At 44.8% G+C, this 12,042-nt stretch carries 11 protein-coding genes; 1 reads left to right on the top strand and 10 read right to left on the bottom strand.

All coding sequences use genetic code 11. From position 1 onward, the window contains the following. Positions 1-257: 257 nt before the first annotated feature. The 5 genes from ndk to trmJ form a co-directional block, all read right to left on the bottom strand. Positions 258-689 carry a nucleoside-diphosphate kinase gene (ndk, locus tag FKN93_RS12865; RefSeq protein ID WP_154168978.1) on the bottom strand — a complete coding sequence of 144 codons (432 nt, stop codon included), beginning with the start codon at positions 687-689 and terminating at the stop codon, positions 258-260. Positions 690-895: 206 nt separating this feature from the next. Next, a complete protein-coding gene (gene pepB, locus FKN93_RS12860) occupies positions 896-2,188 on the bottom strand; it encodes an aminopeptidase PepB (protein WP_004395845.1) in 1,293 nt (430 codons plus the stop codon). 257 nt (positions 2,189-2,445) lie between these two features. After that, entirely contained in the window at positions 2,446-3,636 is a 1,191-nt protein-coding gene (locus FKN93_RS12855) for an IscS subfamily cysteine desulfurase (protein ID WP_161438684.1), read from the bottom strand. A gap of 31 nt (positions 3,637-3,667) precedes the next feature. After that, the gene (gene iscR, locus FKN93_RS12850; RefSeq protein ID WP_154168984.1) at positions 3,668-4,189 is read right to left on the bottom strand and encodes a Fe-S cluster assembly transcriptional regulator IscR; all 522 of its coding nucleotides are present in this window, start codon (positions 4,187-4,189) and stop codon (positions 3,668-3,670) included. 125 nt (positions 4,190-4,314) lie between these two features. Then, positions 4,315-5,043 (bottom strand): tRNA (cytosine(32)/uridine(32)-2'-O)-methyltransferase TrmJ, encoded by a 729-nt coding sequence (gene trmJ, locus FKN93_RS12845; RefSeq protein WP_154168985.1) that lies wholly within the window; start codon positions 5,041-5,043, stop codon positions 4,315-4,317. Between the two features lie 324 nt (positions 5,044-5,367). Here trmJ and suhB point away from each other — a divergent pair, with 324 nt between their 5' ends. Then, positions 5,368-6,171 carry an inositol-1-monophosphatase gene (gene suhB / locus FKN93_RS12840; RefSeq protein ID WP_170905243.1) on the top strand — a complete coding sequence of 268 codons (804 nt, stop codon included), beginning with the start codon at positions 5,368-5,370 and terminating at the stop codon, positions 6,169-6,171. Between the two features lie 130 nt (positions 6,172-6,301). On the opposite strand, the gene secF is transcribed toward suhB, so the two are convergent. The 5 genes from secF to queA form a co-directional block, all read right to left on the bottom strand. Further along, complete coding sequence (secF, locus tag FKN93_RS12835) at positions 6,302-7,249, bottom strand: protein translocase subunit SecF (RefSeq protein WP_154168987.1); 948 nt, start codon at positions 7,247-7,249, stop codon at positions 6,302-6,304. 14 nt (positions 7,250-7,263) lie between these two features. After that, entirely contained in the window at positions 7,264-9,117 is a 1,854-nt protein-coding gene (secD, locus tag FKN93_RS12830) for a protein translocase subunit SecD (RefSeq protein ID WP_083797767.1), read from the bottom strand. Between the two features lie 21 nt (positions 9,118-9,138). Then, complete coding sequence (gene yajC / locus FKN93_RS12825; protein WP_072668776.1) at positions 9,139-9,471, bottom strand: preprotein translocase subunit YajC; 333 nt, start codon at positions 9,469-9,471, stop codon at positions 9,139-9,141. Positions 9,472-9,584: 113 nt separating this feature from the next. Then, complete coding sequence (gene tgt, locus FKN93_RS12820) at positions 9,585-10,724, bottom strand: tRNA guanosine(34) transglycosylase Tgt (RefSeq protein WP_154168989.1); 1,140 nt, start codon at positions 10,722-10,724, stop codon at positions 9,585-9,587. Positions 10,725-10,773: 49 nt separating this feature from the next. Beyond that, positions 10,774-11,826 (bottom strand): tRNA preQ1(34) S-adenosylmethionine ribosyltransferase-isomerase QueA, encoded by a 1,053-nt coding sequence (queA, locus tag FKN93_RS12815; protein WP_004395855.1) that lies wholly within the window; start codon positions 11,824-11,826, stop codon positions 10,774-10,776. Positions 11,827-12,042: the final 216 nt, after the last annotated feature.

The following is a 12,042-nucleotide window of genomic DNA, read 5'->3' as shown; positions in this document are numbered from 1 at the left end:
TTAAGGGCGCGAATTGTACAGCCTTTATTCAATGACAACAAGCACAGTAAAACCCTGAATTTTTTGCGACATTGTTGGGATAGGAAAGCGGTTCTAGTCGATGATTAATCCCTGATGAGGCAGGACTCATCAGGGGTCACCAATAAACACGGTGATTAACTATTTACCTTCAGCTTAACGCTTACTTTATACCGTGGTAAAAACCATAAACCATCCAGCGCTGAGTCTTGATGGTGCCATTTGGGTTCTACGGCAACTCACTCACTGCGTGGGCAAATTTCAGCGTCGGGAAAAAAGAACTCAATTTCACGAGCTGCCGAAATAGGACTATCGCTGCCGTGTACAGAATTATAACGCATACTCAGCGCGTAATCAGCGCGTATCGTGCCACATGCCGCTTCTTCCGGATTAGTTTTACCCATTAATTCACGGTAACGAGCAATCGCATTTTCTCCCTCTAACACTTGGACCATGATCGGACCTGATGTCATAAAGGCTTTTAGATCATTAAAGAACGCTTTTCCTTCATGCTCAGCATAAAAACCGCTCGCTTGATCTTCGGTTAAATGAACCATTTTTGCCGCGATAATTCTCAATCCCGCTTTTTCTATACGATGGTAAATCTCGCCGATTAAGTTACGCTTTACCGCGTCAGGTTTGATAATTGAAAATGTTCTTTCAAGAGCCATAAGATGTCCTTTTTGGATTTTGATAGTAAATAGTAAGGCTAATTGATACGTACTCCAATCGCTTGCTGCTACCTTTAGCGACAGATGAGTCTCTCCCTAACCACATAGATAACCATGTCATAGGAGCTACTCAACGACGTCAATACCGCTGTAATAGCAAAAAAGAGTACAAAACGGGGCAATCAACACTGCCCCTTGGTTACTTATTATTTGGCCTGATCTAATAAAATACGCGCAACGGTCTTAACGCCCATCGCTGTTGCCCCAGCGGCCCATTTATCACTGGCGGATTTACGATACGTTCCCGCGCAATCGACATGTAGCCAGCCTTGCTGGTAATCGTCAACAAAGTAGGATAAGAAAGCCGCTGCCGTACTTGCACCCGGTGAATAATCACCAGAACAAATATTGGAGAGATCAGCAAAGTTCGAGGGCAACATATCACGGTGAAAATCAGCTAATGGCAGAGCCCATAATCCTTCATGCTCTTCTTGAGCTGCATTGAGCGCTTGTTGACTCAAAGCTTGGTCGAAGCTCAGTAATGCGTGGTAATCATTACCTAACGCATTTTTTGCAGCTCCCGTTAACGTTGCACAATCGATGATCAATTGTGGTTTTTGCTCTGAAGCGTAAATCAAACCATCAGCTAAGACTAACCGCCCTTCTGCGTCAGTATTCATAATTTCAACGGTTTTGCCGTTTTTATAGGTGATCACATCACCCAATTTTAATGCACGGCCAGATACCATGTTCTCAGCACAGCACAAAATGAGCTTAACGCGTTTATTCAAACCGCGCATGATAGCCAGACCAAGTGCTCCGGTGATGGTTCCTGCTCCACCCATATCCGCTTTCATCGAAGACATAAAATTAGACGGTTTTAAACTATAGCCACCAGAGTCAAAGGTAATGCCTTTGCCAACTAAGCAGGCAAATACAGGAGCATTATCATCGCCCGTTGGGTTGTAGTCTAATTGCAACATGGCAGAAGTGCGCTCAGAACCTCGACCTACCGCATAAATGCCTTCCCAATTTTCCGTCAATAGGTCTTTATCTTTTACAATTCGATAAGAGACGTGATCCGGAGCTAGTGACTTAATAAACTCGGCAGCCATGGTCGCTAATTGACGAGGAGCCACTTCTTCAGCACTTTTATTGATAATATCGCGTGTCCAATCCGCCGCTTTAATCCGTGCTTCAAGTTCAGTTTGATCAGCGCTGGCTAACGACTCCCACTGTAAGGTATTTTTCTTTTTAGGATCACGATAACCTTGGTGAAATGCCCAAATCGTTTCTAAGGTCCATGCTGAACCAGATAAATGTAACGAACGCAATCCTTGGCCATCTAATTTACGTGCTGCACGCTGAATGGCATTGAGATCATTCTCTTTCGATAAATGAATGGTCGCGCCCTGCTCTGAGAATGAGACGAGGGCTTTTTCTCCCCACTGAGGCTGGGCTGACTCTAGACTAATAAATACAGGCATCTGTGTAGACATGGTTTCTCCTTGTCCTATATGGTGTGGCCCTAATAGATATATTCCTTTGTTCCGTTACACTACCGCGCGATTACCGCTCTTGTAACGAGTTGAGAATAACTACTCTCGGATATATCTGAATCACAACGAATAATCAACCTAACGATGTTAACATTTTGTCGCGTAAAAATACCCACTGGATAAAAAAACGGACCATGAGGTCCGCTTATTTTGCTTAAAATTGTTAACTCAACACTGATTTGATGGCTCGCTGCCGACTATATTATTGAGCTTTCTTTATGCATTTGCCACAAAGGCGACATATTACGCAATTGAGTCACTGCGCTACGAATATGTTCAATCGCATAATCTATTTCATCTTCGGTCGTAAAACGGCCAAATGAAAAACGAAGCGAGCTGTGTGCTAATTCATCATCCAAACCCAGCGCACGCAATACATAAGAAGGCTCTAAGCTAGCCGAGGTACAAGCACTGCCTGAAGAAACCGCAAGATCTTTCAGGGCCATTAACAACGATTCGCCTTCGACAAAAGCAAAACCGAGATTAAGGTTATGAGGAACACGCTGCTCTAAATCACCGTTGATACTCACAGCTTCGATATCTTGTATGCCATTAAGTAAACGGTCACGTAAAGTTTTAGCATGTTGATAATCATGCTCCATCTCTTGTTTAGCGATGTTAAACGCTTCTCCCATCCCAACAATTTGATGGGTCGCCAGTGTTCCTGAGCGGAAACCGCGCTCATGACCACCACCATGCATCTGTGCTTCAAGATAAATACGCGGCTTGCGACGCACAAAGAGAGCCCCAATACCTTTAGGGCCATAAATTTTATGCGCTGAGAGTGAGATAAGATCGACTTTCATTGCTTGTACATCGATCTCAACTTTGCCCGCGGATTGAGCCGCATCAACGTGAAAGATGATATTTCGATCACGACACAGCTCACCAATCGCAGTGATATCCTGAATCACACCAATTTCATTGTTGACATGCATCACCGACACTAGCACGGTATCATCACGCATGGCGGCTTGTAATTGATTTATATCGATCAATCCACGACGGTCAGGCTGAAGATACGTCACCTCAAAACCTTCCTGTTCTAGCTGGCGAGTAGTATCTAATACTGCTTTATGCTCAGTTTGACAGGTGATGATGTGCTTACCTTGTTTAGCATAAAAGTGCGCCGCACCTTTAATCGCCAAGTTATTCGACTCTGTTGCCCCTGAAGTAAAAACAATTTCACGCGGATCGGCATTAATAAGTTCAGCAACTTGTTCACGCGCCGTATCCACCGCTTCTTCTGCCTGCCAGCCATAACGATGCGATCGAGAAGCAGGATTACCAAACGTCCCATCCATCGTCATATGCTGAATCATCTTTTCGGCCACGCGCGGATCAACCGGACAGGTGGCCGAATAGTCTAAATAAATAGGCAGTTTCATTTTTTATTTTACTCCAGTGTAAACATTGCCGCTATGAGCGAACGTTAAGACCAAAGGAGGCTGCACCAATAGTGACAGATTGAGAATGCTTATTGCCATTCCCTTGGTTCGCCGCAAGGTTCATACCTTGACGGTCAGAAATTTGTAAGACTTCGTTATCAACCATCAACTCACCGAGTGTGATGTTATTTAAGAAGTCGCTAATACGTGAGCTGAGGTCACACCATAACGTGTGAGTAAGACAACGAGTGCCACCTTGGCAATCACCTTTACCATGGCATTTCGTCGCATCGACAGATTCATCCACCGCCGCGATAACCGTACCAATAGAAATGGTACTCGCTTCTGCGCCTAAACGATAACCACCGCCAGGACCACGAACACTAGCAACTAAGCCAGCTTTACGTAATTTAGAAAATAGCTGCTCTAGATAAGACAGAGAAATACCTTGTCGCTCTGAAATATCCGCTAGAGGTACTGGGTTTTGCTGCGAATTTAGCGCCACATCTAACATGGCGGTTACCGCGTATCTTCCTTTAGATGTTAATCTCATATTACACCATATCCACATCGATTATGTGGTTGAGATTCTTCCATACCCGACTAATTCAGTCAAGTATTTAATTGACTGAATTAGTCGGGTATTTAACCTTAAATTAATCAGGTGATTAGCGACAATTAAGGCAGGCGCATTTTTTTCTCTACTGCAGTCAATACGCCACGTAAGATATTAATTTCTTGCGCTTCAGGGCGAGCTCGGCTGAATAATCGGCGGAGCTTGTTCATTACCTGCCCTGGCTGTGAAGGAGAGATAAACTCACTTTCCAACAACACTCGCTCTAGATGCTGATAAAATCGGTCCAGTTCTTGATGACGAGGATAGTCCACCACTGTCGGTGATGAAAACTCACTCTGTTGATGTGTTAAATGAGCAACGCGAATCTCGTAACATAACGTTTGCACGGCCATCGCTAAGTTTAATGAGCTGTATTCGGGGTTAGCAGGAATGCATACATGATAATGACAAAGCTGTAACTCTTCATTGGTTAAGCCTGTTCTTTCACGACCAAATACTACCGCAACAGGATGGGTTTGACCTTCAATAGCAAACTGTTCGCCACACTGACGAGGATCAAGCATCGGCCACTCTAATGTACGTGAACGGGCGCTGCTACCAACGACTAACCCACACTCAGCAACCGCTTCACTCAGCGTGCTGACGATCTGCGCATTTAACGCAATATCACTGGCACCCGCAGCTAACGCGATTGCTTGAGCATCTACTGCGCATTCAGGTGCGACTAATACCATCTGACTTAGGCCCATCACTTTCATCGCTCTAGCCGCTGAACCAATGTTTCCTGAATGTGATGTGCCCACTAAAACGATTTTAACATTGTCTAACATGACGTTAATTTACCATCAATCTATCGCTAATCTCGCCGTCGATGATGACACTCACTCGTTGATTCGCGTTGACGAGCGAGTCCATCTTAACTTTAACGGTATTAAATTGGCTTGAAGGGTTGGCTAAGTAACTCGAGAATAATCCATACAAAAACGGTTACTTGGCGTTCGTTGTTCGATAATAACATAAAGAAAAATGAAATGATCAGGCCCGTTGTCGGCCGAACCATTAAGCGAGCAAAAAATAACCACTTCCTTTTTGGTATGATTTTGCTATAATCCGCTCCGCTTTTTTCGTTCTTTAACATCCGTTGGGAAACTCGTATGCATCCAATGCTAAACATTGCTATTCGCGCTGCGCGAAAAGCAGGTAATCATATTGCTAAATCTCTAGAAAACGCTGACAAAATTGAATCCTTTCAAAAAGGAAGCAATGACTTTGTTACTAATGTCGACAAAGAAGCGGAAGCGCTAATCATTGCTACCATCCAAAGCTCTTACCCTGAGCACTGCATTATTGCCGAAGAAGGCGGTCTTATCGAAGGTAAAGATAAAGACGTACAATGGATCATCGACCCACTGGATGGAACCAATAACTTCGTGAAAGGTATCCCTCATTTTGCGGTATCGATTGCCGTAAGAATGAACGGTCGCACCGAAGTTGCCTGTGTTTATGACCCAATGTTAAATGAACTATTTACCGCACAACGTGGCTCTGGCGCTCAATTAAACAATAGTCGTATTCGCGTTAAACCATTGAAAGATCTACAAGGGGCTATCCTTGCGACTGGTTTCCCATTTAAGCAAAAACAACATTCTGAATCTTACCTAAAAATTATTTCTTCTTTGTTTGTTGAGTGCGCTGATTTTCGTCGTACTGGCTCAGCCGCCTTAGATTTATGTTATTTAGCGTCTAACCGTGTCGATGGCTACTTTGAGTTAGGTCTTAAACCATGGGATATGGCGGCAGGCGAACTGATCGCTCGTGAAGCAGGCGCAATTCTGGCCGATTTTGCTGGCGGTACTAATTACATGCAATCAGGCAATATTGTCGGCTCAAGCCCACGTGGTGTAAAAGCGATTTTGCAACACATCCGTGAAAACGGAAACAGTGCGATTTTTAAATAACCGTTCTATTGTCAAACAATCAGCATGGCACCAATCATCCATGCTCGCTTGATAAAAAAAACCGCTGAATATTCAGCGGTTTTTTTGTTACTGGTGAAGACGAATCTCACTGTCACCTGTCAACCTTAAGCTAAGGCAACTCATCCAACTCAGCACCCTCTTTTTCTATAGGTGCTGGAATAAGATGCTCACGGGTAATACCAAGCTTTAACGCTAACGCCGAAGCAACGTAGATAGAAGAGTAAGTACCTACCGTGATCCCCAGCAGTAATGCGGTAGCAAAACCATGGATATTCGCACCACCTTGGACAAATAATGCGATCACCACAAACAACGTCGTGCCTGAAGTAATTAACGTCCGACTCAGCGTTTGCGTAATGGAGCTATTCATTACTTCCGCTGAATCGCCTTTACGCAACTTACGGAAATTCTCACGAATACGGTCAAAGACCACTATCGTATCGTTCAACGAATAGCCGACCACCGTTAGTAAAGCGGCCACGATCGTTAAATCAATTTCGATTTGCAGTAACGAGAAAATACCTAGGGTGATGATTACGTCGTGAGCTAGAGATAATACGGCCCCAGAGGCTAAACGCCATTCAAAACGCATTGAAACGTAAAGCAAAATACAGATCAGTGAGGCTAAAATTGCTAAGCCTCCCGCTTCTGCCAGCTCATCACCAACGTTAGGACCAACAAACTCGATCCGGCGCATCTCAACGCTTTCACCCGTTCCCTCTTTGATGGCATTCAGAATTTGGTTACCGAGCGTTTCTCCAGCGACCCCTTCACGAGGACGCAAACGGACCATTACATCACGTGCTGAACCAAAGTTTTGTACTGTTGCATCACCAAATCCACGCTCATCAAGGGCATGGCGAATTTTCTCCAGATTCGCAGGCTCGGCAAAACCCACTTCTATCAGTGTTCCGCCAGTAAAGTCCAATCCCCAGTTTAACCATTTGGTGGATAAGGTAAAAATTGACGCGCCAATCATCAATAGCGATAAGACAAACGTAAACTTTGACCAACGCATAAAGTCGATCGTTTTCTCTGCTTTCAGAATTTGATACATAATGATTCCTAGCCTTAGATCGACAATTTATTAATACGTTTCCCGCCATACAGCAGGTTAACCACACAACGCGTACCGATAATCGCGGTAAACATCGACGTTAAGATACCAATCGATAAAGTAACGGCGAAGCCTTTGATCGCACCAGTACCCACCGCAAACAAAATAATCGCCGTGATCAGCGTCGTGATATTCGCATCAGCAATGGTACTAAACGCATTGGCGTAACCTTGGTGGATCGCTTGTTGCGGATTACGACCTTCACGTAGCTCTTCACGAATACGTTCAAAAATCAGCACGTTAGCATCTACCGCCATACCAACCGTTAACACAATACCGGCAATGCCGGGTAAGGTCATGGTTGCTCCGGGAATCATCGACATAATGCCGATAATCAACACTAAGTTGGTCAACAAGGCTAAGTTAGCAATCAAGCCAAACGTACGATAGTACAGTGCAGTAAAGATCATCACCGCAAACAAACCCCAGATACAAGCTTGAATACCCATGTCGATATTCTGTTGTCCCATTGACGGGCCAATCGTCCGCTCTTCAACGATCGAAATCGGTGCGATTAATGCGCCTGCACGTAGTAATAACGCTAAATTTTGAGCCTCAGCCGCCGAGTTGATGCCGGTGATTCGGAAATTACGCCCCAATGCTGACTGAATCGTCGCTTGGTTGATGACTTCTTCATGCTTTTCTAAAATCACTCGGCCATCGTCGGTTCTTTCACCACTGTCTCGATATTCAGCAAATACCGTTGCCATCAGCTTACCAATATTATTTCTTGAGAAAGCCGACATCTTACTGCCACCTTCACTATCAAGAGAAATATTGACCTGTGGGCGACCGTATTCGTCGGCACTTGAACTGGCGTCAGTAATACTTGAACCACCCAAAATGACTCGACGTTTTAAAACAACAGGACGACCATCGCGATCCAGTTTAATTTCACTACCTGCAGGCACTCGACCTGCCGCTGCGGCAGCCAGATCAGCCGTAGCGTCGACTTCACGAAACTCAAGGGTTGCCGTCGCACCTAAAATTTCTTTCGCACGTGCAGTATCCTGTACGCCAGGTAATTCAACCACAATCCGACTCGCACCTTGACGCTGAACTAAAGGTTCTGCAACCCCTAATTCATTGACACGATTGCGTAAAATAGTGATATTTTGCTCAACCGCGTAGTTGCGAATCTCTTGTAAACGGGCGTCTGTAAATTTGGCTACCAAGAGGAAGCGCCCATCACGATCAGAAGCGGTAAAATTCATATCACGATGATTCGCCTCTAATAGACGGCGAGTTTCTTCAAGCTGAGCGGCATCGCGTAAAATGATCTCGACGGAATCCGCTTGACTACGGATCGCACGGTAGCGGATCTTCTCATCGCGCAATTCACTACGAAAAGCTTCTTCTTGTTGGCTGACTAATCGCTCCATTGCCGCGTCCATGTCCACTTCCATTAAAAAGTGAACTCCGCCGCGTAAATCAAGGCCAAGTTTCATCGGCGCTGCGCCAATGGATTCTAGCCAACGAGGAGTGGAAGGCGCTAAGTTCAGCGCAACAATGGTGTCATTGCCTAAAGCTTCATTAATGATGTCACGAGCACTGATTTGGGTATCAGTGTCATTAAAACGCACCAAAATGGAGCCATTTTCGAAAGCAATGGATTTATGAGAGAGTTGCGCTTTATCGAGCGCTTCAGTGACAGCATCCAGCGTTGACATATCTACAGAGGCGCCACGCGCCCCTGTAACTTGAATAGCCGGATCTTCACCGTAAAGATTAGGAAGTGCGTATAAAGCAGAAATGGTAATGGCAAACACAACCATTAAGTACTTCCATAACGGATAACGGTTTAGCACAGCGAGGATCCTCTAGCTGTTTTACAAAGATTTAAGTGTACCTTTTGGTAACACGGCAGAAACGAAGTCTTTTTTGATCACAACTTCATTATTGTTGTTCAATTCAACAGAGATAAAATCGTTATCATCAGCGATTTTAGTGATTCTTCCCACTAAACCACCACTGGTTAAGACTTCATCACCTTTCGCCATTGAGGCCATTAGACTTTTATGCTCTTTCACTCGTTTAGACTGTGGGCGGTAAATCATAAAATAGAAAATTACCGCAAACATGCCAAGCATGATCAGCATTTCGAAACCACCACCCTGTGATGCACCTTCACCTGCTGCGTGCGCTACAGAAATTAGACTCATTGAGAAACGTCCTCTAAGTTATTGTTTGTAATATTTGTAGGTATTGGGCCGCACTAAGACAAATTCAAGCCATGAATAGACCCTTCAGGATAAATCCATCTCAGTGCTTGCCATTACGCTTGTTCGATTTGTAGCGGCGGCACTTCGCGTTGACGGCGTGCGTAAAACGCTTCTACAAATTGATCAAAGCGATCTTCGTCTATCGCTTTACGAATACTTTCCATCAATCGTTGGTAATAACGTAGATTGTGAATAGTATTCAGACGAGCGCCAAGGATCTCATTACAACGATCCAAATGGTGCAAGTACGACTTAGAATAATTTTTGCAAGTGTAACAGTCACAATGCGGATCCAGTGGTGTTGTATCTGTTTTATGTACTGCATTACGGATCTTGATCACACCACCGGTCACAAATAGGTGTCCGTTACGAGCATTTCGTGTTGGCATCACACAGTCAAACATATCGACGCCACGACGTACACCTTCTACTAAATCTTCTGGCTTACCCACGCCCATTAAGTAGCGAGGCTTATCTTCAGGCAGCTGAGGGCAGGTGTGTTCTAAAATACGATGCATATCGGGCTTAGGCTCTCCAACCGCAAGGCCACCGACCGCATAACCATCAAAACCGATTTGTGTTAGTCCTTTCACTGACTCATCACGTAAATCTTCGTATACGCCACCCTGAACAATGCCAAACAGTGAATTGGTATTGTTGAGCTTATCAAAATGGTCACGAGAGCGCTGCGCCCAACGTAATGACATTTGCATCGATTTTTTTGCTTCTTCATGCGTCGCAGGGTAAGGCGTACATTCATCGAAAATCATTACGATATCTGAACCTAAATCTTTTTGGATTTCCATCGATTTTTCGGCATCCATAAAGATTTTGTCACCATTTACAGGGTTGCGAAAATGCACCCCCTCTTCGGTGATTTTACGAATTTCGCCCAAACTAAACACTTGGAAACCACCAGAGTCAGTCAGAATCGGGCCTTGCCAATTCATAAAGTCGTGCAAATCACCATGCATTTTCATCACTTCTTGGCCTGGACGCAGCCAGAGATGGAAGGTGTTACCCAGCAAAATTTCAGCACCCGTTTCTTTAACTTCTTCCGGGGTCATGCCCTTTACTGTGCCATAAGTCCCAACGGGCATAAAGGCCGGGGTTTGTACGGTGCCACGTTCAAAGGTCAACTGACCTCGACGCGCATTACCATTTTTCTTTTTCAGTTCAAACGTTAACTTCACAAAGCCTCCAATGTCAGAGAAACAGTCTGACGATATTAAGGGATCAAGCTTACGCCTGATTTTTTTCAATAAACATCGCATCACCATAGCTGAAGAAGCGATATTTCTGCTCTACCGCATGCTGATAAGCAGCCATAGTGTGCTCATAACCAGCAAAGGCACTGACCAACATAATCAGCGTCGACTCTGGTAGATGAAAATTGGTGATCAATGCATCAATCAATTGATATTGATAACCAGGAAAAATAAAAATATCCGTATCACCAAAAAAAGGCGCTAACGCTGTGCCTTTCGCAAGTGCATCTTGCGCTGCGCTCTCTAAAGAACGCACCGAGGTTGTCCCAACCGCAATCACTCTGCCACCACGAGCCTTGGTCGCTGCAATCGCCGCGACCACTTCTTCTGGTACTTCAACGTATTCAGCATGCATATGGTGATCATGAATATTTTCCACGCGCACCGGTTGGAAAGTACCCGCGCCGACATGCAAAGTCACATAGGCAAACTCAACGCCTTTGGCTTGAATTTGATCCAGTAATGCTTGGTCAAAATGTAGCCCAGCTGTTGGTGCGGCAACGGCGCCCGGCTTTTGATTATAAACCGTTTGATAACGCTCTTTATCGGTTTCTTCATCGGGACGATCAATGTATGGTGGCAAAGGCATATGGCCAATATGGTTTAAGATTTCCAAAACCGTTTGCTGGGCATTAAATCGAATCTCAAACAAGGCATCATGGCGTGCGACCATGGTCGCTAAATATTGGTCCTGCTCACCCAGATACAGTTCCGTCCCCGGTTTAGGCGGCTTGGAACAACGAACATGCGCTAAAATAGAGTGCTCATCGAGCATACGCTCAACCAACACTTCTAATTTACCACCACTGGCTTTACGACCAAATAAACGAGCTGGGATAACACGAGTATTGTTAAAGACTAATAAGTCTCCTGGCTCGATATAATGCAACACATCGGTAAATGTGCCATCAACCCGTTCACCGGTGGTGCCATTTAATCGCAGTAACCGACTATCAGTACGCTGCGCTTTCGGGTAACGAGCGATTAGCTCATCTGGGAGGTCAAAGTGAAAATCTGAAACTTGCATGGCTCTTTCTTAGTTATTGATAAGGTTAGCGACGGTTCATTTCGCGGCGCAACAGTATATACCCAAGCTCCGGCAAGATACAGGATTGTCAGCAGCTAGGATACGTTCCATCGATTAAGGATTGTAATCAAAAGTGACTTAGCGGCTTCTCTGTTGCGATTACCAGTAAAAGCTGACTTAACTCTCAGATATTAACCACAAACAAACCTATACTAA

This window comes from Vibrio sp. A8-1 (assembly GCF_013048685.1).
GTDB classification, from domain to species: Bacteria; Pseudomonadota; Gammaproteobacteria; order Enterobacterales; family Vibrionaceae; genus Vibrio; species Vibrio metschnikovii.
The sequence above is the reverse complement of the archived record's forward strand: the minus strand, read 5'-3'. Positions and strand labels throughout refer to the sequence as shown.

Coding starts and splice junctions, on each gene's coding strand:
- secF (WP_154168987.1), bottom strand. CDS start 7,249: ATGTATCAAATTCTGAAAGCAGAGAAAACGATCGACTTTATGCGTTGG.
- pepB (WP_004395845.1), bottom strand. CDS start 2,188: ATGTCTACACAGATGCCTGTATTTATTAGTCTAGAGTCAGCCCAGCCT.
- trmJ (WP_154168985.1), bottom strand. CDS start 5,043: ATGTTAGACAATGTTAAAATCGTTTTAGTGGGCACATCACATTCAGGA.
- queA (WP_004395855.1), bottom strand. CDS start 11,826: ATGCAAGTTTCAGATTTTCACTTTGACCTCCCAGATGAGCTAATCGCT.
- FKN93_RS12855 (WP_161438684.1), bottom strand. CDS start 3,636: ATGAAACTGCCTATTTATTTAGACTATTCGGCCACCTGTCCGGTTGAT.
- yajC (WP_072668776.1), bottom strand. CDS start 9,471: ATGAGTCTAATTTCTGTAGCGCACGCAGCAGGTGAAGGTGCATCACAG.
- ndk (WP_154168978.1), bottom strand. CDS start 689: ATGGCTCTTGAAAGAACATTTTCAATTATCAAACCTGACGCGGTAAAG.
- iscR (WP_154168984.1), bottom strand. CDS start 4,189: ATGAGATTAACATCTAAAGGAAGATACGCGGTAACCGCCATGTTAGAT.
- suhB (WP_170905243.1), top strand. CDS start 5,368: ATGCATCCAATGCTAAACATTGCTATTCGCGCTGCGCGAAAAGCAGGT.